The sequence below is a fragment of the Streptomyces sp. NPDC006463 genome (assembly GCF_042870715.1).
Taxonomy (GTDB): domain Bacteria; phylum Actinomycetota; class Actinomycetes; order Streptomycetales; family Streptomycetaceae; genus Streptomyces.
Map to the genome: position 1 here is coordinate 16,643 of NZ_JBIAHP010000032.1, position 22,893 is coordinate 39,535.

At 69.6% G+C, this 22,893-nt stretch carries 25 protein-coding genes; 10 read left to right on the forward strand and 15 right to left on the reverse strand.

The window, feature by feature from the left end; all coding sequences use genetic code 11:
• Positions 1-6: 6 nt before the first annotated feature.
• Complete coding sequence (locus ACFYOB_RS36815) at positions 7-954, reverse strand: hydrogen peroxide-inducible genes activator (RefSeq protein ID WP_388568115.1); 948 nt, start codon at positions 952-954, stop codon at positions 7-9.
• A 135-nt stretch (positions 955-1,089) separates the two neighbouring features.
• Here ACFYOB_RS36815 and ACFYOB_RS36820 point away from each other — a divergent pair, with 135 nt between their 5' ends.
• Positions 1,090-1,644 (forward strand): peroxiredoxin, encoded by a 555-nt coding sequence (locus ACFYOB_RS36820; protein WP_328927409.1) that lies wholly within the window; start codon positions 1,090-1,092, stop codon positions 1,642-1,644.
• Between the two features lie 3 nt (positions 1,645-1,647).
• A complete protein-coding gene (locus ACFYOB_RS36825; protein ID WP_388568119.1) occupies positions 1,648-2,184 on the forward strand; it encodes an alkyl hydroperoxide reductase in 537 nt (178 codons plus the stop codon).
• A 60-nt stretch (positions 2,185-2,244) separates the two neighbouring features.
• Here the strand turns inward: ACFYOB_RS36825 and ACFYOB_RS36830 are convergent, their stop codons facing one another.
• The 5 genes from ACFYOB_RS36830 to ACFYOB_RS36850 form a co-directional block, all read right to left on the reverse strand.
• Complete coding sequence (locus tag ACFYOB_RS36830) at positions 2,245-2,922, reverse strand: hypothetical protein (RefSeq protein WP_388568122.1); 678 nt, start codon at positions 2,920-2,922, stop codon at positions 2,245-2,247.
• The gene (locus tag ACFYOB_RS36835) at positions 2,919-4,253 is read right to left on the reverse strand and encodes an AI-2E family transporter (protein WP_388568125.1); all 1,335 of its coding nucleotides are present in this window, start codon (positions 4,251-4,253) and stop codon (positions 2,919-2,921) included. The genes ACFYOB_RS36830 and ACFYOB_RS36835 overlap by 4 nt, the downstream gene beginning before the upstream one ends.
• A 140-nt stretch (positions 4,254-4,393) precedes the next feature.
• Complete coding sequence (locus ACFYOB_RS36840; RefSeq protein WP_388568128.1) at positions 4,394-5,098, reverse strand: transglycosylase SLT domain-containing protein; 705 nt, start codon at positions 5,096-5,098, stop codon at positions 4,394-4,396.
• A gap of 423 nt (positions 5,099-5,521) precedes the next feature.
• Complete coding sequence (locus tag ACFYOB_RS36845) at positions 5,522-6,838, reverse strand: PhoH family protein (RefSeq protein WP_388568131.1); 1,317 nt, start codon at positions 6,836-6,838, stop codon at positions 5,522-5,524.
• Positions 6,839-7,174: 336 nt separating this feature from the next.
• Positions 7,175-7,936: an isoprenyl transferase gene (locus tag ACFYOB_RS36850; protein WP_328927403.1), complete on the reverse strand. Its 762-nt coding sequence runs from the start codon at positions 7,934-7,936 to the stop codon at positions 7,175-7,177.
• 127 nt (positions 7,937-8,063) lie between these two features.
• Here ACFYOB_RS36850 and mgrA point away from each other — a divergent pair, with 127 nt between their 5' ends.
• Positions 8,064-9,101 carry an L-glyceraldehyde 3-phosphate reductase gene (mgrA, locus tag ACFYOB_RS36855; RefSeq protein WP_388568135.1) on the forward strand — a complete coding sequence of 346 codons (1,038 nt, stop codon included), beginning with the start codon at positions 8,064-8,066 and terminating at the stop codon, positions 9,099-9,101.
• A 131-nt stretch (positions 9,102-9,232) separates the two neighbouring features.
• Here the strand turns inward: mgrA and ACFYOB_RS36860 are convergent, their stop codons facing one another.
• A complete protein-coding gene (locus ACFYOB_RS36860) occupies positions 9,233-9,958 on the reverse strand; it encodes a prepilin peptidase (protein ID WP_388568138.1) in 726 nt (241 codons plus the stop codon).
• 107 nt (positions 9,959-10,065) lie between these two features.
• On the opposite strand from ACFYOB_RS36860, the gene ACFYOB_RS36865 reads away from it, so the two are divergent.
• The 3 genes from ACFYOB_RS36865 (at position 10,066) to ACFYOB_RS36875 (ending at position 12,671) form a co-directional block, all read left to right on the forward strand.
• Entirely contained in the window at positions 10,066-10,434 is a 369-nt protein-coding gene (locus ACFYOB_RS36865; RefSeq protein ID WP_388568141.1) for a DUF192 domain-containing protein, read from the forward strand.
• 59 nt (positions 10,435-10,493) lie between these two features.
• Entirely contained in the window at positions 10,494-11,111 is a 618-nt protein-coding gene (locus tag ACFYOB_RS36870) for an SMI1/KNR4 family protein (protein ID WP_388568144.1), read from the forward strand.
• Positions 11,112-11,384: 273 nt separating this feature from the next.
• Positions 11,385-12,671, forward strand: coding sequence for an extracellular solute-binding protein (locus tag ACFYOB_RS36875; RefSeq protein WP_388568147.1), 1,287 nt, complete (start codon positions 11,385-11,387; stop codon positions 12,669-12,671).
• 211 nt (positions 12,672-12,882) lie between these two features.
• Here ACFYOB_RS36875 and ACFYOB_RS36880 read toward each other — a convergent pair whose 3' ends face one another.
• Complete coding sequence (locus ACFYOB_RS36880; protein WP_388568150.1) at positions 12,883-13,521, reverse strand: hypothetical protein; 639 nt, start codon at positions 13,519-13,521, stop codon at positions 12,883-12,885.
• A 45-nt stretch (positions 13,522-13,566) separates the two neighbouring features.
• On the opposite strand from ACFYOB_RS36880, the gene ACFYOB_RS36885 reads away from it, so the two are divergent.
• Positions 13,567-13,806 carry a hypothetical protein gene (locus tag ACFYOB_RS36885; RefSeq protein WP_388568152.1) on the forward strand — a complete coding sequence of 80 codons (240 nt, stop codon included), beginning with the start codon at positions 13,567-13,569 and terminating at the stop codon, positions 13,804-13,806.
• Position 13,807: 1 nt separating this feature from the next.
• Here the strand turns inward: ACFYOB_RS36885 and ACFYOB_RS36890 are convergent, their stop codons facing one another.
• From ACFYOB_RS36890 to ACFYOB_RS36900, 3 genes are all read right to left on the reverse strand, one after another.
• Positions 13,808-14,134 carry a nuclear transport factor 2 family protein gene (locus ACFYOB_RS36890; RefSeq protein WP_388568155.1) on the reverse strand — a complete coding sequence of 109 codons (327 nt, stop codon included), beginning with the start codon at positions 14,132-14,134 and terminating at the stop codon, positions 13,808-13,810.
• A gap of 135 nt (positions 14,135-14,269) precedes the next feature.
• Positions 14,270-15,100, reverse strand: a complete 831-nt coding sequence (locus tag ACFYOB_RS36895) for a polysaccharide deacetylase family protein (protein ID WP_388568157.1) — start codon at positions 15,098-15,100, stop codon at positions 14,270-14,272.
• A 281-nt stretch (positions 15,101-15,381) separates the two neighbouring features.
• The gene (locus tag ACFYOB_RS36900) at positions 15,382-16,974 is read right to left on the reverse strand and encodes an MDR family MFS transporter (RefSeq protein ID WP_388568159.1); all 1,593 of its coding nucleotides are present in this window, start codon (positions 16,972-16,974) and stop codon (positions 15,382-15,384) included.
• 145 nt (positions 16,975-17,119) lie between these two features.
• Between ACFYOB_RS36900 and ACFYOB_RS36905 the strand changes: the two genes are divergently transcribed.
• Together ACFYOB_RS36905 and ACFYOB_RS36910 are read left to right on the forward strand one after the other, a co-directional pair.
• Positions 17,120-17,713 carry a TetR/AcrR family transcriptional regulator gene (locus ACFYOB_RS36905; RefSeq protein ID WP_388568162.1) on the forward strand — a complete coding sequence of 198 codons (594 nt, stop codon included), beginning with the start codon at positions 17,120-17,122 and terminating at the stop codon, positions 17,711-17,713.
• Between the two features lie 41 nt (positions 17,714-17,754).
• Entirely contained in the window at positions 17,755-18,210 is a 456-nt protein-coding gene (locus ACFYOB_RS36910) for a hypothetical protein (protein WP_388568164.1), read from the forward strand.
• Positions 18,211-18,279: 69 nt separating this feature from the next.
• Here the strand turns inward: ACFYOB_RS36910 and ACFYOB_RS36915 are convergent, their stop codons facing one another.
• A complete protein-coding gene (locus tag ACFYOB_RS36915; RefSeq protein WP_388568167.1) occupies positions 18,280-18,702 on the reverse strand; it encodes a nuclear transport factor 2 family protein in 423 nt (140 codons plus the stop codon).
• 95 nt (positions 18,703-18,797) lie between these two features.
• On the opposite strand from ACFYOB_RS36915, the gene ACFYOB_RS36920 reads away from it, so the two are divergent.
• The gene (locus ACFYOB_RS36920; protein ID WP_388568170.1) at positions 18,798-19,340 is read left to right on the forward strand and encodes a TetR/AcrR family transcriptional regulator; all 543 of its coding nucleotides are present in this window, start codon (positions 18,798-18,800) and stop codon (positions 19,338-19,340) included.
• A 616-nt stretch (positions 19,341-19,956) separates the two neighbouring features.
• On the opposite strand, the gene ACFYOB_RS36925 is transcribed toward ACFYOB_RS36920, so the two are convergent.
• The 3 genes from ACFYOB_RS36925 to ACFYOB_RS36935 form a co-directional block, all read right to left on the reverse strand.
• A complete protein-coding gene (locus tag ACFYOB_RS36925; RefSeq protein WP_388568173.1) occupies positions 19,957-20,718 on the reverse strand; it encodes a hypothetical protein in 762 nt (253 codons plus the stop codon).
• Between the two features lie 255 nt (positions 20,719-20,973).
• Positions 20,974-21,618: a hypothetical protein gene (locus tag ACFYOB_RS36930; RefSeq protein ID WP_388568248.1), complete on the reverse strand. Its 645-nt coding sequence runs from the start codon at positions 21,616-21,618 to the stop codon at positions 20,974-20,976.
• A 131-nt stretch (positions 21,619-21,749) separates the two neighbouring features.
• Positions 21,750-22,370, reverse strand: coding sequence for a pentapeptide repeat-containing protein (locus ACFYOB_RS36935; RefSeq protein ID WP_388568175.1), 621 nt, complete (start codon positions 22,368-22,370; stop codon positions 21,750-21,752).
• Between the last annotated feature and the right edge of the window lie 523 nt (positions 22,371-22,893).

Sequence of the window (22,893 nt, forward strand, 5' to 3'; positions counted from 1 at the left end):
CGTCCGCTAGTCGGTGGGCCACACCGGGAGCGGGCGTACGGCTTCGCGCAGTGCGCCCGCGATCGCCCGGAACTCCTCCTGCCGGGCCGTCCCCGTACGCATGGCCAGCGCGATCCGCCGGGACGGGGCGGGTTCGGCGAAGTACCCGGTGGCCAGGTACTCGTTGCGGGCGGTCTCCAGCCGCAGCGCGGTACGCGGCAGCAGCGTCACGCCCAGACCCCCGGCGACCAGCTGTACGAGGGTGGACAGCCCGGCGGCGGTCGTGGTGACGTCCGCCCCGTCGGTGCGCCCGGCCTCGCGGCAGATGTCCAGGGCCTGGTCGCGCAGGCAGTGCCCCTCGTCGAGCAACAGCAGTTGCAGGCCGCGCAGTTCCTCGCGCGGGATGTCCTTGCGACCGGCCAGCGGATGCTCCCGCGGCGCCAGGAGGACGAAGTCCTCGTCGAAGACGGGCAGTTCGGTGACCCCGGGGACGCCGAGCGGCACCGCGAGCAGCAGCAGGTCCAGCCGCCCGCCGGACAGCCCCTCCAGCAGCGAGGCCGTCTGCTCCTCGTGCACCTGGAGGTCCATCCGCGGATAGCGCCGGTGGAACAGCCCGAGCACGGTCGGCAGCAGGTACGGCGCCACCGTGGGGATCACCCCGAGCCGCAGCGTCCCGGTGAAGGGGGCCCGTACGGCCTCGGCTTCCTCCAGCAGCCCACCCATGGCGTCGAGCACCACCCGCGCCCGCCCCGCGATCCGCTCCCCGGCCGGGGACAGCAGCACCTTGCGCGTGGTGCGCTCCAGCAGCTGCACGCCGAGCGCCTCCTCCAGCGCGGACACGGCTCCGGACAGCGCGGGCTGGCTCATCCCGATGGCCGCGGCGGCGTCCCGGAAGTGCAGGTGCTCGGCGACGGCCGCGAAGGCCCGCAACTGAGCGAGGGTCGGTTGCTTCGCTCCCCTATTACCCACAGCCACTGATAGGTACCTCCGATCACCTGACACAAGACTAGCTATTTCCGTAATCAATGCAGCTGTGCCAGCATGTGAGATCCGTCCAACCCTCTCGGAAAACCCCCAAAAGGGGCAATTTCCTGTCTGCAAGGAGAGCACGTGCTCACTGTCGGCGACCAGTTCCCCACGTACGACCTGACCGCTTGTGTCTCGCTCGAAGCCGGATCCGAGTTCGCGCAGATCGACCACAAGACGTACGAGGGCAAGTGGAAGGTCGTCTTCGCCTGGCCTCTCGACTTCACCTTCGTGTGCCCGACGGAGATCGCCGCCTTCGGCAAGCTGAACGAGGAGTTCGCCGACCGCGACGCCCAGATCCTCGGCTTCTCGCTCGACTCCGAGTACGTCCACCACGCCTGGCGCAAGGACCACGCCGACCTGCGTGACCTGCCCTTCCCGATGATGTCCGACATCAAGCGCGAGCTCTCCACCGACCTCGGCATCCTCGGCCAGGACGGCCTGCCGATGCGTGCCGTCTTCATCGTGGACCCGAACAACGAGATCCAGTTCTCGATGGTGACCGCCGGTTCCGTGGGCCGTAACCCCAAGGAGGTCCTGCGGGTCCTCGACGCCCTGCAGACCGACGAGCTGTGCCCCTGCAACTGGAACAAGGGCGACAGCACCATCGACGCCGGCGCGCTGCTGGCCGGTGAGTGACGGATGTCCCTCGACTCGCTGAAGGCCGCCATACCGGACTTCGCCAAGGACCTGAAGCTGAACCTCGGCTCGGTCATCGGCAACAGCGACCTCCCGCAGCAGCAGCTGTGGGGCACGGTCCTGTCCTGCGCGATCGCCGCCCGCTCCCCGCGCGTCCTGCGTGAGCTGGAACCCGAGGCGAAGGCGAACCTGTCCGCGGAGGCGTACACCGCCGCCAAGTCCGCCGCCGCGGTCATGGCGATGAACAACGTCTTCTACCGCACCCGGCACCTGCTCTCCGACCCGGAGTACGGCACCCTGCGCGCCGGCCTGCGGATGAACGTCATCGGCAACCCGGGCGTGGAGAAGGTCGACTTCGAGCTGTGGTCGCTCGCGGTCTCCGCGATCAACGGCTGCGGCCAGTGCCTCGACTCGCACGAGCAGGTCCTGCGCAAGGCCGGTGTCGACCGGGAGACGGTCCAGGAGGCCTTCAAGATCGCCTCGGTGATCCAGGCCGTGGCCGTCACGCTCGACGCCGAGGCGGCCCTCGCCGCCGAATAGCAGCGGCCGTACGGCGAACAGGGGCCCCGCGGCCGGGAACGGCCGCGGGGCCCCTGTCGTTCACCTCTTCAGCGTGGCCATCAGCGTGCGCACGTCCTCGATCATCGCCGCCTTGACGGCGTCCTCGTCCGGTGCGGGCGTGTCCTGCTCCCCGTACCAGCTGATCGTGAGCGTGAAGACCGCGCCGCCGTCCAGCACTTGGATCCGGTTCCCCCTGACCGAACGGCTGATCAGTGCCCGCTCGCCGAGCCCGGGCACCTGCTCCGCGCCCGCCGTCTCGTCCCAGACGTTCGACAGGGACTCGGGAGCGGCACCGAACTCCTCGCGCGGGTCCGTCTTCTTGTGCAACTGGACCAGCGCCTCGGCCCCGTACCTCATGCTGTCTTCGGTGGGATACGTGTTGTACATGCAGTACGACCAGTCCATCGCGGGGTGCTCGCCGCGGCGCGGGACGTCACCGCTGAGTTTCGTGGTGGCCCTGGCGACCGCGCTCAGCGGCGCCTCCTTGCAGAGGTCCTCCGCGTGCCGGTACGCGACCTCCGGCGCGCTGCTGAATCGATCCTGCGACACGGCCAGCGTCCCGGCCCACACCATCGAGGCCAGCAGCGCCCCGCCCAGCGCCCACTGCCACGGCCGCGCGGGCCGTCGTAAGGGCTCCTCCGGCGCGTCCGGCTGCGCCTGCCCGGCGGGCGGGGCGGCGGCCCCCCACTCCCCGTCGAACTCGGGCTCGCCGATCACCGCTGTCCCGGGTCGGCCTGGCCCAGGGCGGTCGCCCCGTGCGGCGAGGGGCCGACCGAGGTGGCGTCGTGCAGGAGTTGCTCGCGCGAGTACGCCCTCAGGTAGCCCACCACCGTGTTGGTGACCGCGACCAGCGGTACGGCGACGACCGCTCCGCCGATGCCCGCGATCATCCCGCCGGCCGCCACGGCGAGCACCACCGCGAGCGGGTGCACCCGCACCGCCCGGCCCAGGATGAAGGGCTGGAGCACGTGCCCCTCGATCTGCTGCACGGCCAGCACCACGAGCAGCACCATCAGCGCGGTGAACACGCCCTGGGTCACGAGCGACACGACCACCGCGAGTGCGCCCGAGACCACCGCGCCCACGAGCGGGATGAAGGCGAACAGGAAGATGAAGACGGCCAGCGGCACGGCCATCGGCACGTTGAGGAAGTAGAGGCCGAGGCCGATGAAGGTGGCGTCGATGAGCGCGACGAGTACGGTGCCGCGTACGTACGCGGTCAGCGTGCGCCATGCGCGCGGACCGGCTCCCGCAACTCCGGGCCGGGCGGTGGCCGGGACGAGACCGAGCGTCCACTCCCAGATGCGCTTGCCGTCGTAGAGCAGGAACAGCGTCGAGAACATCGCGAGCAGCATCCCGGTCAGGACCTCGACGAGCACCGTCACGCCTTGCAGGCCGGCGGAGGTGATCTGCTCGGTGTTGGTGCCGATGGTCTCGCTGAGGTTCTTCGCGATGTCGGTGATCTGCTTCTCGGTCACGTGGAACGGACTGTCCAGTGCCCAGAGTTTGAGTTCGTTGATTCCGTCGCGGACCCGGGCGGACAGGTCGTCGAGGTTCTCCATGACCTGCCAGACCACGAACCAGCCGACCAGCCCGATGACCACGAAGCCGAGGATCGCGGTGACGGCGGTGGCGAGGCCGCGCGGCAGGCCGAGGCGGCGCAGCCGGACCACGAAGGGCTGGAGGAGCGCGGTGACCAGCATGGCGGCGGCGAAGGCGAGGACGACCAGGCGGACTTCGCTGATCACCTTCATCAGCACCCAGAGCATCCCGGCCAGGAGCAGCAGCCGCCAGCTGACCTCGGCGGCCACCCGCATGCCCCACGGGACCACGGTCACCGGGTCGGGGCGTTCGGGGACCGCCGGGACGACGACGCCGGGAGCGGCGGATCCCGGCGCCGTGGCGGCCTGCGCCAGGTCGGGCGCGCCGGGGAGCGGCAGAACGCCCCTGGTCTCGGCCTCGACCTCGGCCCGCCGTTCGTCGAGCCGCGCCTCCATCCGGTTCAGCCTGCTCCCGAGCCGGCCGAGCCAGCCTGCCCTCTTCGACATGTCGTTCCCTTCCCCCCGCCTTGGTCACACCTCGAAAGACCGTACACGCGAGGAGCCCCGCGCCGTAGGACGGTGCGGGGCTCTGCGAGGTTGAGCGGGGGTGCGGCGGGGACTGCCGGTCGGCTGCCGCCGCCCGGTGACTAGTACCAGCCGTTGGCCTGGTGGAAGCTCCAGGCTCCGCACGGGCTGCCGTACCGGTCGTTCATGTAGTTCAGGCCCCACTTGATCTGCGTGGCGGGGTTGGTGCGCCAGTCGGCACCGGCCGAGGCCATCTTCGAGCCCGGGAGCGCCTGGACGAGACCGTAGGCGCCCGAGGACGAGTTGACGGCCTTGTAGTTCCAGGTGGATTCCTGGTTGATGATGTTCGAGAAGCACTGGAACTGGCCGGAGGGCACCATCTGCTGGGCGATGGCCTTGACCTGCGCGACCGTGTAGGAGCTCTGGACCGCGAAGTCGCCGGCGTCGCGGGCGGCGGAGCGGCTGGCGACCTGCTCCTTCTCCTCGCGTTCCCGCTTGGCCTTGGCGTCCGCCTCCGCCTTGGCCTTCTCCGCTTCCGCCTTCTTGGACTTGGCGTCCTCGGCGGCCTGGAGACGGGCTGCCTCCTCGGCCGAGCGCTTGGCGTCGGCGTCGGCGGCGTGGGCGATGGCGTCGGCCTGCTGGGTCAGGGACCCGCTCTGGACCTCCGCCTGGTCGCCGACCGGGATGTCAGTGAGGAGAGTCGCGCCGGACGCTGTCGTTTCGAGATCGTTCGTGGGGTCGCCAGTGGCAACGCCAACGACTGCGCCGACGGTGGTGACCGCGGTGGCCGAAGCCACTGCGAACCCCCGGACCGAGATCCGGCTCACATGATGTCCTTCCAGCAACGTCCGCAGTGACCGCGCGGGCGCGAGAGTGCCCCTCGACACTGGCCTCCGTGGTTCTGCGGTCACTGGAGACGCGGGCCCGTGGCAGCTCCCTTACGGGGGCTGCACGTGAAACTCCGGGCGGCATACGGCGATCGGCTGTGGAGTTGTGGTGCTGCGCGTACCTCACGGGTGGTACCGGAGATACAACTGTGCCGTATGCGGGGCCTGACGGAAAACAGACTCTGCCGGACCTCGGCGCCGCAAGGCAATTCTGCGTTGCGTGGGAAAGGTCACACCTGGGATGACCCTGTTGTTTTGACGAAAGGGCTGTGCAGCACGACGCCGCCCGGCTAGGCTCTCGGGCCTTTGCCGGGCGGCGCCAACTCACCTTCCCGCTATGGGGGTTTTGCCCCTCTCCGTGCGCTACAGCGATTCGAGCATCTCGGTGACGAGTGCGGCGATCGGGGAGCGCTCGGAGCGGTTCAGCGTGACGTGCGCGAAGAGCGGATGCCCCTTCAGCTTCTCAACGACGGCGACGACTCCGTCGTACCGGCCGACCCGCAGATTGTCCCGCTGGGCCACGTCGTGGGTCAGAACGACCCGCGAATTCGCCCCGATCCGGGACAGAACGGTCAGCAGGACGTTCCGCTCCAGCGACTGGGCCTCGTCCACGATCACGAAGGCGTCGTGCAACGAGCGTCCGCGGATGTGCGTGAGCGGCAGGACCTCCAGCATCCCGCGGTTCAGCACCTCCTCGATGACCTCGCGCCCGGCGACCGCCGAGAGGGTGTCGAAGACCGCCTGCGCCCAGGGGCTCATCTTCTCGGAGGCGTCCCCGGGCAGGTAGCCGAGGTCCTGGCCGCCCACCGCGTACAGCGGCCGGAAGACCATCACCTTCTGGTGCTGGCGCCGCTCCAGTACGGCCTCCAGGCCCGCGCAGAGCGCCAGCGCCGACTTTCCGGTGCCGGCCCGGCCGCCCATCGAGATGATCCCGATCTCGGGGTCGAGGAGGAGGTCCAGGGCGATGCGCTGCTCGGCGCTGCGGCCGTGCAGCCCGAAGGCCTCGCGGTCACCCCGCACGAGCTTCACGTTGCCGTCCGCCGTGACCCGGCCCAGCGCCTTGCCGCGCTCGGACTGCAGGACCAGCCCGGTGTGCACGGGCAGCTCGGCGGCCTCCGGGACGTAGAGCCGGTCCTCCGAGTAGAGGAGGTCCACCTGTTCCCCGGAGAGCGCGAGTTCGCTCATGCCGGTCCAGCCGGCGTCCGTGATGGCGAGCTCCGCCCGGTACTCCTCGGCCAGCAGACCCACGGAGGAGGCCTTGATGCGCAGCGGGAGATCCTTCGAGACCACCGTGACGTCGTAGCCCTCGGCCTGGAGATTGCGGGCGACCGCGAGGATCCGAGAGTCGTTGTCCCCCAGTCGGAAGCCGGCGGGCAGGACACCCGGGTCGGAGTGGTTGAGCTCGACACGCAGGGTGCCGCCCAGATCGCCCAGCGGGATGGGGGCGTCGAGGCGTCCGTTCCGGACCCGGAAGTCGTCGAGCAGGCGCAGGGCCTGGCGCGCGAAGTATCCGAGTTCGGGATGGTGCCTCTTTGCCTCCAGCTCGGTGATCACCACGATCGGCAGCACGACCTCGTGCTCGTCGAAGCGGGTGATCGCGTTGGGGTCTGCCAGCAGGACGCTGGTGTCGAGGACGTAGGTCCGCCTGTCGGGCAGGCGGCGCTTTGTGCTGGTCACCACGGAAGGACGTACCCCCTCGGAAGAGGTCGGGCCATGAAGACCGGACCGGTCATCGGCACCCATGCCGGGGCCGATTTCCGGCCCTCCCACTTCGTCCGTGCGAACCGCACGTGCGTCCTGGTGCAAAGGGCCTCCCGGGCGGACGACCCCATGCCGTCCGCTGAGACTCGACACCCGTGGATCGGGCGTCGACCTGAAAGGGGTATTCCCAGATCAGGCCAGGCCATGCCATGGCATATGACGGACGCTCTGTGAATCCCAGGTGAAGGCTTGGGATGCAGGGGGCGGCGGTGACCGAGGGGGCGCCGGAGGACACCCCGGGTGAATCGGGATGAATCAGGTGCCGTAGCGCCGGTGGCGTGCGGCGTAGTCGCGCAGGGCCCGGAGGAAGTCGACCTTGCGGAAGGCCGGCCAGAAGACCTCGCAGAAGTAGTACTCGGAGTGGGCGCTCTGCCACAGCATGAATCCGGACAGCCGCTGCTCGCCGCTGGTGCGGATCACGAGGTCCGGGTCGGGCTGGCCGCGCGTGTAGAGGTGCTCGGCGATGTGGTCGATGTCCAGGATCTCCGCGAGCTCCTCGAAGGAGGTGCCCTTCTGCGCGTGCTCCAGGAGCAGCGAGCGGACCGCGTCGGCGATCTCCTGGCGGCCGCCGTAGCCGACGGCGACATTGACGAGTATCCCGTCGATGTCGTGCGTGGCCTGCTCGGCCTCCTTCAGCACGGTCTGCGTCTGGGCGGGCAGGATGTCGAGGTTCCCGACGTGGTGGACACGCCAGCGGCCGTCCGCGGCGAGGCCCCGCACGGTGTTCTCGATGATGTTGAGCAGCGGGCGGAGCTCGACCTCCGGCCGGTCCAGGTTGTCCGTGGAGAGCATCCACAGGGTGACGACCTCGACGTCGGTCTCGGTGCACCAGCCCAGCATCTCGGAGATCTTGTCGGCCCCGGCCTGGTGGCCCTGTTCCGTCGTACCTCCGGACGCCTTCGCCCAGCGCCGGTTCCCGTCCAGGATGACGCCGATGTGCTTGGGCGCCGCGTCATGGTCGAGGCGGCCTTCCACCCGGCGTGCGTAGAGCCTGTACACCAGGTCGCGCAGCTTCACGATCTTCCAGCCCCTCCGTGCAATGCCCCCGTGCGAATTGCGGTCTCCCCCGAGGCGGCCACATTACTGCGCGGCGAGAGGGGGTACCCAACTCGGTCTGTCACAACTCCGTGATAGGGAGGACAACGTGACTGATACCAATCCCTATCGGGCAGAGCTCTCGCGTTACGACTCCATGCAGTACCGGCGCACCGGCCACAGCGGCCTCAAGCTCCCCGCCGTCTCCCTCGGCCTCTGGCACAACTTCGGCGACGACAAGTCGCTGGAGTCCCAGCGGGCGATCCTTCGCCGGGCCTTCGACCTCGGCATCACCCACTTCGACCTGGCGAACAACTACGGTCCGCCGCCCGGCTCGGCCGAGCTGAACTTCGGCAAGATCTTTTCGCAGGACTTCGCGTCCTACCGCGACGAGCTGATCCTGTCGACCAAGGCCGGCTACCTGATGCACCCGGGGCCGTACGGCGAATGGGGCAGCCGGAAGTACCTCCTCAGCTCGCTGGACGCCTCGCTGAAGCGGATGGGCGTGGACTACGTCGACGTCTTCTACTCGCACCGCTTCGACCCGGAGACCCCGCTGGAGGAGACGATGGGCGCCCTGGCGTCCGCCGTCCAGCAGGGCAAGGCGCTCTACGTCGGCGTCTCCTCGTACACCGCGGAGCAGACGGCCGAGGCGGTACGGATCCTGCGCGGGATGGGGGTGCGTCCGCTGATCCACCAGCCCTCGTACTCCATGATCAACCGCTGGACGGAGGAGGACGCGCTGCTGGACACCCTGGAGGACGCCGGCATGGGCTGCATCTCCTTCGCGCCGCTGGCGCAGGGGCTGCTGACGGGCAAGTACCTCAAGGAGATCCCGGCGGGCTCACGGGCCACGCAGGGCAAGTCCCTCGATCCGGGCATGCTCTCGGACGAGGTGCTCCGCCGGCTGAACGGGCTGAACGGCATCGCCGCACGGCGCGGTCAGTCGCTGGCGCAGCTGGCGCTGAAGTGGGTGCTCCGCGACGACCGGATGACCTCGGCCCTGATCGGCGCGTCGAGCGTGAAGCAGCTGGAGGAGAACGTGGCCGCACTGGGCGGAGATCCGCTCTCCGAGGCCGAGTTGAAGGAGATCGACTCCTTCGCGGTGTCCACCCCCGGCACCAATCTCTGGGCCCAGCGCGGCTGACCTGCGCATTTGTCCGAAGGGTGCGGAGAACAAAAAACGGGCCGGTCCGTGGGGGGGATACGGACCGGCCCGAGGGGGGGGTTCCACCATAACCCTTCGTAAAGCGTTATGCGTGCATTGCCGCGACACGATTACGCTCCGAAACCACCCAGCAGCACTCCGGTGAGTGCTCCGGCCGCCATGAAGGGGCCGAAGGCGAAGCTCTGCTTGCGGGTCGCGGGGCCGCGCAGCACAAGGGACAGGCCGTACAGGGCCCCGTAGAGGAGGCCCAGGAAGGCCCCGGCGGCCCATACCCCCCACCCGTACCACCCAAGAGCGACCCCCAGCGAGAGCGCCAGCTTGACGTCGCCGAAGCCCATCCCGCCGGGGTTGATCAGGAACAGCACGAGGTACCCGGCGGCGAGCAGGCCGCCGCCGAGCAGCGCGCGCTGCCAGTCGCCTCCGGCGCGGGGCAGGAGGGCGGCCGACCCGAGCCCGGCGGCGACCGCGGCGGCGAGCGGCAGCGTCAGTACGTCGGGGAGCCGGTGCACGGCGCGGTCGACGAGGGCGAGCAGCACGAGCGCCGGGGCGAGGCCGACGTAGGCCACGGCCTCGGGGCGGGCGCCGACGGCCGCTCCCAGGGCGGCGCAGACCGCCCCGGTGAGGGCGGCGAGGGGGGCGGCGTGCCGGCCGTACGCGTGGCGCGCGGTGAACCGGCAGCGGGCCGGGCCGAGCCAGCCGGGCAGCGCGTGCCCCTCCGGGCAGCGCTCGCGCCAGGGTTCCCCCGGCTCGACGGAGAGCCGGTAGGCGGCGCGCGGCAGCAGCAGCCCGGCGGCGGTCCCGTACACGGCGGCGAGAACGATCACGATGACGCCCATCCGGCGACGGTAGGGCCGGACGGTGGTCGCGGCAAAGCCCTGGCACTGCCCCGGCATTGCCCCGGCGGGGCCTGGGCGGGGCCCGGGTCAGCCCTTAGGCTGCCGCCATGGCGAACTGGCGGGACGGCGAGGGCTTCCTCGGGGTCGGGGCGGTGACGGTTCCGCTGGAGGTCGCCGCCTCGTACGGGGCCCGGACGCGGGGGCTGCTCGGACGGGACGGGATCGACGGGGCCATGCTGCTCACCCCGGCGGCGAGCGTGCACACCTTCCGGATGCGGTTCGCCATCGACGTGGCGTACCTCGGCAGGGACCTCGACGTGCTCGCCGTCGTCACGATGGCCCCCGGACGCCTCGGGCTGCCCCGGCTCCGGTCGCGGCACGTCCTGGAGGCCGAAGCCGGGGCGATGGCCGGGTGGGGGCTGCGGGTCGGGACCACCGTGAACCTGGACGTACCCGGGCGTCTCACGCGCGAGTAGGCGGGGCCCCGCACCGGCGGTAGGTTGGGGCGGTTGAGCTGGGGTGTCAGGGGAGCGGCATGACGGAGAACGCGCACATCAAGGCGCTGGAGCAGATCATGCCGGCGACGCACGGCGCCGACGAGGACATCGACTGGCAGGCGGCCGAGGCGGCCTGGGGCACCCGGTTCCCGGCGGATTTCGTGGCCTTCATGGGCCGTTTCGGCGCCGGGTCCATCAACGGCGAGGCGAGCATCCTGCTCCCGCTCCCCAAGCCGGGCCTCCAGTGGGACCCGGCCGAGATGGCCGAGGAGACCGACAACGCCCGCCAGACCTGGGAGGCGGAGGGCGGCCGGTCCGCCTTCGACGTGGACCCGGAGTCGATCATCGCCTGGGGCGTGACCGGCGGGTCCGACATTCTGTGCTGGCTCACCTCCGACCCCGACCCGGACCGGTGGCCGGTTCTGGTGTGCGGACGGCACACCGCCGACTCGTTCGCGGTGTACCCGTACGGAATGGCCGAATTCCTCCACCGGCTCTGCTCCGACGAGTTCGACGTGAGCCCGGTCAGCATCACCTTCTGGGACGGCGGCCACCTCAGCTTCGTCCACTGGCGCAAGGCCCAGCGCCGATGGCAGGAGGGCCGCAACCCCGAGACGGGCGAGCCCGACCCGTACGCGGGCGAGTTCGCCGACTAGCCGACCGGTACACGCCAGACCCCCCGAGAGCCCGTTCCGCGACCGGAAACGGGCTTTTCGGCATGTCTACGCGCGTCCGGCTTGTCGATCACATATCGGAAAACACCAGCCGGAAAAGCCGCAGTTGGAGTATTGCCCACAAGTGCGGCCCCAATGGAATCAATCACCCTTCCTCGGGAGAGAATTCCGGCCAACGGGCCATGGATGGACACCCCGCCCGGAGCAACTCATAAGTAATAACGGGATCCAAAAGAAAATCAGGGGAATACACCCGTGCGACGAAGAATCTTCGGCGCGGCCTCCACCACGGTCGTGCTCGGTCTGCTGATACCTCTGGCCGGATGCGGCGGTTCCGGAGACAGTGCAGGTGGCGACGGCACGCTGCACATCATCGCCGCGGAATACGGCGATAGTCCGGCCACCAGCTCGAAGGCTTTCTGGGACAAGGTGACGGACGATTTCACCTCCGCCCACCCCGGCATCAAGGTCGAGGTCAAGCTCCTTCCGTGGGCCGACATCGACCGTGAGGTCTCCCGTATGGTCAAGGCCGGGAAAGCGCCGGACATGGCCCTCATGGGCGCGTACTCGGACTTCGCGGCGCAAGGCAAGCTCTATGCCGCGGACGAACTGCTGTCGGTCAGCGCCGAGGCGAACTTCCTCCAGCCGCTCGCCGAGGCCGGCACCGTCGGCAACACCCTCTACGGCCTGCCCTTCGTGGCGAGCAGCCGCCTACTCTTCTACAACGAGGCGCTGTTCAAGCAGGCCGGCGTCAGCACTCCGCCCAAGACCTGGTCGGACCTCAAGTCCGCGGCGGGCAAGCTCAAGGACAAGGGCGTGAAGTTCCCGTACGCCCTGCCCCTGGGCCCCGAGGAGGCGCACGCCGAGGCGATGATCTGGGAGCTGAGCAACGGCGGCGGCTACGCCGACAGCAGCGGCAACTACAGCCTGGCCTCCGACCAGAACGTCAACACTTGGAACTGGGTCAAGAACCAGCTGGTCGCCCCCGGGCTCACCGGCCCGACCCCGCCCTCCCAGCTCAACCGCGCCGACGCCTTCGCCGCCTTCCTGAAGGGCGAGGTCGGCATGCTCAACGGCTACCCCTCGCTCCTCCACGAGGCGCGCGCCAAGGGCATCGGCGTCGGCGCCGTCACCATGCCGGTCTCGGACACCCTCGGCTCCGGGGAGAGCCCGCCGACCGTGGGCGTGGCCGACTGGATGATGGCCTTCAGACAGAACGGCAAGCGTGCCGAGATCGGCAAGTTCCTGGAGTTCCTCTACCAGGACAAGAACCTGTCGGACTTCGCCAACCGCTACCACCTGCTGCCCTCCACCGTCACCGCCTCGCGCCCCCAGGCCGGCGGCGGCCTCGACAAGAACGACCAGCAGTTCCTGACCGCGCTCTACGGCGCCCAGCTCTACCCGGTGAACGACCCGTCCTGGGTGACGGTCAGCGACACCATCAAGCGCAACATCGGACGAGCGGTGGAACCGACCGGAGACGCCAAGGGCGTCCTTGAGGGCATCGCCGCCAAGGCGAACGAGGCCTCCAAGAAGCACTGACGAACACCAGAACACCGAAGTTCCCCCGCGACACGGGACCTTCTCCCCGTGCCGCAGCCCACCCCATGCGGCACCATGGCCACTGCGGCTCTCGATCCAAGGCCGCCGGCCCAGTCGCCCGCCGAGCACCCACAAGGTGCGCGGGGCGGCCGGCCTCGACTCCGCCTCCGGCGCCCCCGTCGCGCAGCCGCCATGGCCGCGCTGACTGCCTCTAGTGCCCCTGCTGACCTTGCTTCCCGTGGTCCGCGGAGAACGCCGTCCGGTGCTGCTCGCAGCTGGAGTCCCAGTGCAAGGTGCCCGTGAGCGTCCCGTAGCCGGAGCGCGTCACCGACCACTCCACCGTGTACTCCCCGGTGTCGCACGCGATCCGCTCGCCGCCCGCGATCCTCTCCCGCCCCGTCGCCGGCTTCCCGGCCAGCTCCTTTCGCACCTCTCCCGCCTTGGCGCCCTTGGCGCTGCGCAGCACGGCGTGCACGACGATCGGGTGCGTGCCCTCCTTGGTCGTCATCGCCTTCTTCACGAGCGTCGAGTCCGACACCGACCAGGCGAACTCGTACGAGGGCTGCCACGCGAGCGTCTTGAGGTCGGGTACCCGCCGCTCGTAGCCCGGGGCCGCGGCGGGGCCCGGGCGGGTGACCGTCCTGTACATGATTCCGGGGTGGAAGCGCAGCTGCCCCTCCACCTTGTGCATCTCGTCCTCGGTCCACATCGACTTCATGGTGTTCTCGCCGCCTGCCGGGTCCTGGAGGTACGCCGTGCCCTCCGCGGCGGTGGCCGCCCGGCCGAGGGCGGGAGCGAGGGCCGCGGCGGTGGTCACGAGGGCGAGGGCGGCGATGCGGGTGCGCTTCATGCCCGGTCCAACGGGGCCCCGCGGCGGGCCGGAACGACGGCGGATGTGCTTTCACCCGTACGGGAGGCCCGGCCGTACCGCTTCGCGCTGGGCTTCGCGCGGCAGCCCGCGGTGGGCCCGGAGGCCTTCGGGCACAGCGGCGCGGCGGGGGCCCAGAGCTTCGCGGACCCGGTCACGGGCATCGCCTTCGGGTACACGCGCCGCCGTTACGCCTTCCCGGGCGGAGCGGCGCCGGAGAACGAGCGCCTGACGGCGGCGGTGCTGGGGGTGGCGCGGGGGCTGTGATTCAGGCCTGGCCGGTCTCGAAGCGGCTGATCTTCCCGCCGGGGGTGACGTCGAAGCGCCATGCGGTGCGCATCTCGCCCCAGGTGTCGTTGCGGTAGGAGACGATGAGGGAGTGGCCGCCGTCGGACTCCTTCTGGACGTCCATGTGGCCGCCGGAGTCGAAGATCTCCCGGTCGATCCACTCGCGGAGGTCGCGGTCCGAGCCGTCGTCGGACATGGTCGCGTCGGGGGTCAGCAGGGCGAGGAAGGCGTCCTTGTCGTGCGCGTTGACGGCGGTGACGAAGGCGCCGACGGCGGGGTCGGAGAGTTTTCCGGGGCTGATGGTCACGGGGGCCTCCTGGCCGGGGCTGGGTCGGACTGGTCGGGCGTACGTTCGTACGCGCGTGACCAGGGAACACCCCGGGGCGCTCGGGGTCGTCGACCCTCACCCGTTCGCCGCCGGACGGCGTGTCAGCCCGCCCCGTCAGGATGGTTCGGTGGTCTCGGGGGCGGTGCGGACCGGGAAGCCGGTCGGCCGGCCCTGTTCCTTCAGCCAGGCCAGCACCTGGTCGAGCGCCTCGACGGTCTGCGCGCGGTTGCCGCCCCCGTCGTGGAAGAGGACCGTCGGGCCGTTGCCGATCTCGCGCTTCACGGCGTCGACGACGGCGGCCGTCCCCGGTTTGCCGAAGTCCTTGGTGTCGACGTTCCAGCCGAGCGGGCGCATGCCGTTCGCTGCGGCCAGGCGGCGGCTGTCGGGGGTGAAGGCGCCGCCGGGGGCGCGGTAGTACTCGACCTTCGCTCCGCCGCCCGCGGCTTCCTCGATCAGCCGCTTCGCGTCGAGGATCTGCTGTTCCTGGTAGGCGACGGGCTTCTTGTCCATGGCTGTGTCGTGGTCCATGGTGTGGTCGCAGAGCCGGTGGCCGGCCGCGACGACCTTCTTGACGAGGCCGGGGTGGGCCTTGGCCTGCGGCCCGATCATGCAGAAGGTGGCCTTCACGTCGTACTTCTCCAGTACGTCGAGGACCTTCGGGGTCCACCGGGGGTCGGGGCCGTCGTCGATGGTGATGTTGACCGCGTTCCCGCCGCTCTCCGACGCGTGGGCTATGCCCTCGGGTATCCGCTCCGGTTGCTGCTGCGGCCCGCGCGCCGCGCCGTCGGCGTCGTGCTGGCGCGACGCGTTCGAGCCGGGCGTCTGGTGTCCCGACTCCACCAGCGTCGCCACTCCCCAGATCGTCGCCGCGACGGCGACGGCCGACGCCGCGACGGCTGCGCGGGCCCGGATGCCCTTCTCGTTGACGCGCGCCAAGAACCCCATGTCCACTCCCCATCCGCATGTGAGCGTTCTGTGGATCAGGACGTGCGCCGCCGCCGGGGGGTTCCAGCCAATTAGCCGGTAAATTCCATGTAATAGGACTTTGGCCCCGAGTTGCCGGAGTTGGCAGAGTTACGCAAAGTACGGGAGTTACGGGAGTTGCCGAACTGACCGCACCGGCGGCGCGGTTGACGCGTGCACAGAAAAGACCCGGCCCCGGTGGATCCGTTCATCCACCGGGGCCGGGCCGTTGTGCGCCGTGCGTGCGCCGTTCATCGAGTGCGTCAGTGCGCGAGGGACTCCTGCGGAGCCGGAGCGGACTTGCCGCCCTCCGCGCCGCCGGCCGGGGCCGGGCCCGCGCCCCGCAGCGGGACCTCCTTGACGAACCAGGCAGCCGCGAAGCCCAGTACGGCGATGGCCGCGCCGAGCAGGAACGCGGAGTGCGTACCCGCGGCCACCGCGTGCTGGTAGGCGTCGCGTACGGCCTCCGGCAGCTTGGCCAGGCTCGCCGCGTCCAGCTGGGCGGAGCCCGCGGCGCCCGCGGCCTCGGGACCCAGGCGGTCGGACATGGTGTCCGTGACCCGGGAGGTGAAGAGCGAGCCCATCAGCGCCACGCCGAAGGAGCCGCCGAGCGTACGGAAGAGGGTCGCCGAGGAGGACGCGACGCCCATGTCCTTCATCTCGACGCTGTTCTGCGCGACCAGCATGGTGATCTGCATCAGGAAACCGAGCCCGGCGCCGAGGACGGCCATGTACACGCCGGAGACGAGGCGCGAGGTGCCGGTGTCCATCGTCGCGAGCAGGAAGAGCCCGACGACCATGAGCGCGCCGCCGACGATCGGGAAGATCTTGTACTTGCCGCTGTTGGTGGTGATGCGGCCCGAGATCAGCGAGACGACCATCATCGAGAGCAGCATGGGCAGCAGGAGCAGACCCGAGTTGGTGGCGGAGGCGCCCTGGACCGCCTGCTGGAACAGCGGGAGGTAGAGCACGCCGCCGAACATCGCGAAGCCGACGAGGAAGCCGATCACGGACATGAGGGTGAAGTTGCGGCTGCGGAAGATGTGCAGCGGCATGACCGGCTCGGCGGCCTTGGTCTCCGCGTAGAGGAACGCGGCGATCGAGACCAGGCCGACGACGATCAGGCCGATGATCTGGCCGGAGCCCCAGGCGTACTCGGTGCCGCCCCACGTCGTGACCAGCACGGTGGAGGTGATGGCGACGGTGAGGAGTGCCGCGCCCAGGTAGTCGATCTTCGGGCGCTCACCCTCGCCCGTCTTCTTGGGGAGGTGCAGGACGGCGGTGACCATGGCGAGCGCGACCGCGCCGAGCGGCAGGTTGATGTAGAAGGACCAGCGCCAGCCCATGTGGTCGGTGATGGTGCCGCCGACCAGCGGTCCGCCGATCATGGCGAGGGCCATCACGCCGGCCATCATGCCCTGGTACTTGCCGCGTTCACGGGGCGGGATCAGGTCGCCGATGATCGCCATGACGCCGACCATCAGACCGCCGGCGCCGAGGCCCTGGATCGCACGGAAGCCGATCAGCTGGCCCATGTCCTGGGCCATGCCGCTGAGCGCGGAGCCGATCAGGAAGATGACGATCGAGGTGAGGAAGGAGCCCTTCCGCCCGTACATGTCGCCGATCTTGCCCCAGATGGGGGTGGAGGCCGCGGTGGCCAGGGTGTAGGCGGTGACCACCCAGGAAAGGTGCTCCAGGCCGCCGAGCTCACCGACGATGGTGGGCATCGCAGTACCGATGATCATGTTGTCGAGCATGGCCAGCAACATCGCGATCATGAGTGCCATGAGTACGACGCGTACGCTGCGCGGCTTCACCTCCTCCGAGGTTCCGGCCGTCTTGACTGTCTCGCCCATGTCCACTCCCCTGGCACTTCTACTGCCGCACTTCTGGTCTTCGAGCGCCGGCTCTTACTTGCCGACCGGCTAGTTCACTACACTGGGGACGGTAGACCCGTCACTAGCCGGGCGTCAAGTAAGTAAATTCTGGGGAGAACCGATCATGACGACCAGCTCCAGCAGCGGTCCGCAGCCGCGCCGTGGCAACACGCGCCAGCGCATCCAGGACGTAGCGCTGGAGCTGTTCGCCGAGCAGGGGTACGAGAAGACGTCGCTGCGCGAGATCGCGGAGCGGCTGGAGGTCACGAAGGCGGCGCTGTACTACCACTTCAAGACCAAGGAAGACATCATCATCAGCCTCTTCGAGGACCTGACGCGGCCGATCGACGAGCTGATCACGTGGGCGGAGGGGCAGCCGCGCACCCTGGAGACCAAGTGCGAGGTGCTGCGCCGCTACAGCGAGGCGATGGCGGCGGGCGCCTCGCTCTACCGCTTCATGCAGGAGAACCAGGCGACGATGCGGGAGCTGAGCATCGGCGAGACGGTCAAGCAGCGCCTCTTCCGGCTGGTGGAACTGCTGCGCACGCAGGACGGCCCGCTGACGGACCAGGTCCGCTGCGTGAGCGCCCTGTTCACGCTGCACGCCGGGATGATGTTCCTCCAGCACGTGGAGGGCGACCCGGAGGAGACCCGCCAGGCGGCCCTGGAGGTCGCGACGGACCTCATCACCCAGGCCCACCACCACGACGCGGGCTGAGCGGCGCCCCGGACCTGGCCTTTCGGCGAGACGTCTGGGTGGTGCTGGAGATCCAGGTACCGGAAGGGAGCACGGCGCCGGGCTGGATCGGTACGGCGACCGTGCAGTACGTGGACACCGGGGCACGCGAGAACCGCAGCCATGAGATCGCGCTGTCGGACGCGGCCACGCTCGCGGAGGAGACCGTGACCGTGCACGCGGTGGGGCTGCGGACGAGCGAGATCACCTTCCACGCGCTCGACGACCTGTACGAGAACGACCGCGATGCCGCCGGGCAGCGCCTGACCCAGCACATCGAGGTCCTCAAGCAGGTCCACCGGACGCTCCCCGCGCCCGAGTTCGTCGACGACCAGGTGACGATCGAGAAGCTGCTCGCACTGGCGGGCACGCTGGGCACGACCGCGGCCTTCTCGGACTCCGCCGTGCACGCCACCGCCCCGGGCATCCGGGGCATGAACCACTTCGCGCGGGTCAGATCCGGCTTCGCCGCCTTCTGACCGGCTGGCGTCTCAGGTGCCGCCGGGGCCGGACACCGGGCCCCGGCGGAAGGCGCCCATACACGCAGATCACACGAGCCGGCGGTCCCCGGCGGCGATCGGAACGTCGTTGATGCTGGCCTCGCGGCGGCTCATCAGGCCGTCGGGGGTGAACTCCCACTGCTCGTTGCCGTGGCTGCGCCACCACTGGCCGCTGGTGTCGTGCCACTCATACTCGAAGCGGACGGAGATGCGGTTGCCGGTGTACGCCCAGAGCTCCTTGCGGAGCCGGTAGTCGAGCTCGCGCTCCCACTTCGCGGCGAGGAAGTCGCGGATCTCGGCGCGGCCGGTGAGGAAACGGTCGCGGTTGCGCCACCGCGAGTCCTCGGTGTACGCGAGGGCCACGCGTTCGGGGTCACGGCTGTTCCAGGCATCTTCGGCGGCCTGCACCTTGGCCCGGGCCGATTCCTCGGTGAAGGGCGGCAGCGGCGGACGGACCACGCTTTCGTTCATGACGGAACCTCTCGCGATCTCACTGGAAGAACGATCGTTCTCACGATAGAGAACGAGCGTTCTCGACGCAATCGAATCTCGACTACGCTGCCCTCATGGACGACGAAGAGGCCCGCACCCGGCTCCTGGACGTGGCGGAGGCGCTGTTCTACGCCGAAGGCATCCAGGCGGTCGGCATGGACCGCATCCGCACCGGGTCGGGGGTCCCCCTCAAGCGGCTCTACCGGATCTTCCCGGCGAAGGAAGCCCTGGTCACGGCGTATCTGGAGCGCCGCGACGGACGCTGGATGACGAGCCTGCGCGAAGCGGTGGCGGCCGGATCCGCAGATCCCGTGGCGGCCCTCTTCGACTGGCTCGCGGAGTGGTTCTCGGAGCCGGACTTCCGCGGCTGCGCGTTCCTGAACGCCTTCGGCGAACTCAGCGCCGCCCACGCCGGGGTACTCGACGTCGTACGCCGCCACAAGGCGGAGCTACGGGCCCTGCTGGCCGACCTGGCCGGCCCGGACCGGGAGGACCTGACCGACCAGCTCCTGATCCTGGTCGAGGGCGCGACGGTGGTCGCCGCCCTGAACCCGGGCCCGGAACCGGCGCGGCGGGCGCGGGAGGTTGCGGAACGACTCATCCGGAGCAACGTGTGACGGTCGGGGAGCGCGCCTGAGCACGTACGCGCGCGGAGGCTCTGTCGCTCGTCGCCGAGTTCACCTCCCCGTCAACGACGGACGCGGACTGGCACGAGAAGCTGCTCGTCTACGGGCAGCTGGTCCCGGGTGTACCTCGTGGTCGACATGCAGGACCGTGAGATGACCTGCCTCTCCGACCGGCCCCCGAGGGGCTACCGCTGGGCCGGGGTGATGCATGCAGCTGACGTCCGCCTTACCCGTCCCGGCACCTATTCACGGTGCCAGTCTCGGACAAGCTGACCTCGTCAGGGGACCTGATTCTTACCGGCAGGCCTGGTACGGGGTCCGGGCGGCGGTGCCACCACCAACCGGCCGGCCTGTTGGAAGGATGCGCCCGTCGGCTCTCTGTGGAAGAGCCGGTAGCCGCGACGAAGTGGCTGTCCAGCTGCTCCATGGCATCGTTGAGCAGCACCGTCACCTCACCAGGCAGGCGGCTCCCGACGTCCGAGAGCACATCGGGAGCTTCCAGCCACCGCGACAGAGCTCGGCTGGGGTACCAACCCGATGGCGCCACCGCCTGTGGACGGGTCGTCCGGCGGCCGGTGGTCGGCCTCCGACCGTTACGGGAGCCGCCCTACTGTTTGACGTCCGCCATGGCCGCCCAGATGAGGGCGGCCGCCTCCATCTCGTCCAGCCACACCACCCCGAGTTCCGCGGCCTTCTCCGGAGACGCCGGCAGCAGCGTGCCGGTCGGCTCCCAGCGCAGGCTGTCCCAGCCGAACGCCTCGTCGTACGGCACGCTGCGCACCGCACGCCGCCGCAACACGGGGCCCTGCCGGTCGGCCGCGATGTAGTAGGTGATGCGGCCCTCGGCGTCCACGGCGTCGAGGAGCGCAGGGTCGAGGGAGACCAGCGGGGGACCGGCGACGCGGCCCACCAGAGTGCCGGGACGCACCAGCACACCGGTCAGGTCGAGGAAACCGGCGTGGTCCTGGAGGAATGCGCCGCCCCGCTCGTAGAAGAGCAGGAGCGGCTCGTAGAGGTCGGGCAGGTCCGGGAGGGTATCCGGGTGCCGCGACCGGAGCTCCGCCAGCCTCACCGCACCCGTACAGGTCCGCTTGATGGGACTGACGACGATGATCTGGGGCAGGCATTCCCAGAGTTGAGCAGCGACTTCCGGGGCAGGCGGGAAATCGGGGTCCACATACTCCACGACGTCGAAGAACGGCCACATCGCCTCGGCCGAGTAGGCCTGCGCCCACATCCCGGCCCGCCGCAGGTACTCGCGCATCAGCAGGCGACGGGACATGACTCGCCCGAGCACGTCGTCCCAGTCCCCGTCCCATTCCACCGCCCGAAGGCGCTCCAACACGAGGGACTCTGCCCGCTCGGTCACGTCCCGATCCCCTTCGATCTCAGCTCTCGGAGCAGAGCCGCCGCTACATCGTCGATGCTCGCAAGACCAGCTGCCAGTTCGGCATTCGGAAGGTCGTGTGGCCCTTGTGGTCCGTCGGGAAATGGGGCCGCCGCCCTCGCGGCCGGATGCCCCGGACCGCCGCTGTACTACACGACCCCGGGCGGGCTTCCGAACCGGTTCCGGTCGGGGATCCCGACGCCTTCACCGGCTTGTGCTTGGAACGGATGCCGCCGCCTACCCGAATACGGTATCGGTGAGGTCCGGCCCACGCCCGTCGATGATGTCGGGAGCCTGGAGGCCGTAGCCCTCGGCTCGACCGTAGTACGTCGGCTCGCCGGGCTCCGCCTCGATCCCGAGCAGTTGGTCGAGCTCCTGCAGGGCTGACGCGAGCCGCGGCGCATTGTTGGCATGGATGGCCGGGTGCGGCTCGCCCCGGAAATCACACTGACCCCATACATCGTGGTACACGGACAGTTCGGCCGAAGGGCCGATCTCGTCGGGTGACACCATGAGTTCGACCAGGCGGTACTCGTTGTGGCGTGTTCCGCTCGCGTCGAACCAGGCGCCGGATCCCAGCACGAGGATTCCGCCCATCTCTGCCTGCGGATGGCCGCCCGGCTGACAGGCGCGGAGGTCACCGGGGAGTGCCGGATCACCGAGCGAACGCCTGCCGAGGTCCAGGCGATTGTGGATGCCGAGGCCGCCCTTGCCGACCTGGAACCAGTTCCACTCAAGCGAGGCCGGCTCCAGCAAAGCGTGCTGCTGAAGCACCGCACCCATGCGCGCCGCGGTCCTGAGAGCGGACTCCAGACCGGGCTCCGCCACGTCGTCCAGGTCCCAGAACCACGAGCCGCACTCCTTCGGCGCGCGCATCAGCATCGACATCGACTTCCTTACGGCTTGGTGGCATTGGTGGGAAATATGGCGGCGGTGCCGTCGAGGACCCCCGAGTCGTGTCGCACCCACGCCCGTCCGTGCCGCACATCTCCGGGGCATGCCCCGGAGGTGAGTCACTGTCCTTGCGGCCGTTGAGGAGACAGGACCTGAACGCGTGCGCCTCGGCTGTTCAGCCAGACTTCGAGATCGACTCCGGTGATCTCCCGCAATTCGTCTCCTTCGACGACCGAAGCTGGACCAAACACCGTCCCTGCGAGTCCCAGCACTACCGTCTGTTCATCCATGACGACTTGGAATGACGTTTGCTGAACACTTGCGTTCGACAGGTCCGCGCCCTGAAGTTTCACGTCGAGCAGTCCGGCCCCATCAAGTTTCCCGTGTCGGAAGGATGCTCCTCGAGCATCAACTGCCCACATTTCCGAACTTCCGAGGTCGGCTCGGTCCAAATTCGCACAGCCCAACGAAGATCGATCGAGTACGGCCTTCACGAGCGTGGCTCCGGAGAGGTCTGCCCCGTTGAGCTCGGCCCCCTCCAGGTGAGATCGATAGAGATCAGCCCCAGACAAGTTGGCTTCGCGAAGGACGGACTCCGTGAACAGTCCGTTGGCGAGATCGGCACCCGAGATGTCGGCTCCACTCAGATCGAGCCCAGCCACGTCCAACAGAGACTCGCTCTCTGCAGCCCACTCATTCAGTACGGCAGTGGCTTGCGCATCGGCTGGGAGCGTCTTCACGCAGCGTCCACCGTCACCACCTGGTCGTCCTGGCATTCAGCACCCTCCCCCGTGAACAACTCGTCGCGGTAGAGGGTCGTGTGGCCCTTGGTCCGCGGGTCCGCCGCCCTCGCGGCCGGATGGCCGGGACCGCCGCCGTACTACACGACCCCGGGCGGGCTTCCGAACCGGTTCCGGTCGGGGATCCCGACTCCTTCACCGGCTTGTGCCGTTGGAACGGATGCCGCCGGAGGTCCGGCCCACGCCCGTCGATGATGTCGGCGTGGTGTCACCGTAACCGCCGCTGCCCGTGGACGGGCCGTCCGTGTGGCCGGTGCCGCCGGTCCCGTCGGTGTGGCTTGTGCCGCCGGGGAGCATGAAGCTGGGACGTTCCACCGGCTTGCGCGGGGTGGCGGGAGCCGGTGTTGCCGCGTCGCCCGTGGCGCACCGTGCCCGGGGTATGCGTGGCCGCGTCGTCCGCGCCGTGGCCGAGGCCGTCCAGGCCCCCGGTGCCCGGCGCCTGCGGGTGGCCGCCGCCCGCGCC

Excerpts from the sequence above, each read along its gene's own strand:
- ACFYOB_RS36895 (WP_388568157.1), bottom strand. The coding sequence starts at position 15,100 with ATGGGGTTCTTGGCGCGCGTCAACGAGAAGGGCATCCGGGCCCGCGCA.
- ACFYOB_RS36915 (WP_388568167.1), bottom strand. The coding sequence starts at position 18,702 with ATGAACGAAAGCGTGGTCCGTCCGCCGCTGCCGCCCTTCACCGAGGAA.
- ACFYOB_RS36825 (WP_388568119.1), top strand. The coding sequence starts at position 1,648 with ATGTCCCTCGACTCGCTGAAGGCCGCCATACCGGACTTCGCCAAGGAC.
- ACFYOB_RS36905 (WP_388568162.1), top strand. The coding sequence starts at position 17,120 with ATGACGACCAGCTCCAGCAGCGGTCCGCAGCCGCGCCGTGGCAACACG.
- ACFYOB_RS36920 (WP_388568170.1), top strand. The coding sequence starts at position 18,798 with ATGGACGACGAAGAGGCCCGCACCCGGCTCCTGGACGTGGCGGAGGCG.
- ACFYOB_RS36870 (WP_388568144.1), top strand. The coding sequence starts at position 10,494 with ATGACGGAGAACGCGCACATCAAGGCGCTGGAGCAGATCATGCCGGCG.
- ACFYOB_RS36930 (WP_388568248.1), bottom strand. The coding sequence starts at position 21,618 with ATGCTGATGCGCGCGCCGAAGGAGTGCGGCTCGTGGTTCTGGGACCTG.
- ACFYOB_RS36835 (WP_388568125.1), bottom strand. The coding sequence starts at position 4,253 with ATGTCGAAGAGGGCAGGCTGGCTCGGCCGGCTCGGGAGCAGGCTGAAC.
- ACFYOB_RS36880 (WP_388568150.1), bottom strand. The coding sequence starts at position 13,521 with ATGAAGCGCACCCGCATCGCCGCCCTCGCCCTCGTGACCACCGCCGCG.
- ACFYOB_RS36865 (WP_388568141.1), top strand. The coding sequence starts at position 10,066 with ATGGCGAACTGGCGGGACGGCGAGGGCTTCCTCGGGGTCGGGGCGGTG.
- ACFYOB_RS36900 (WP_388568159.1), bottom strand. The coding sequence starts at position 16,974 with ATGGGCGAGACAGTCAAGACGGCCGGAACCTCGGAGGAGGTGAAGCCG.
- ACFYOB_RS36860 (WP_388568138.1), bottom strand. The coding sequence starts at position 9,958 with ATGGGCGTCATCGTGATCGTTCTCGCCGCCGTGTACGGGACCGCCGCC.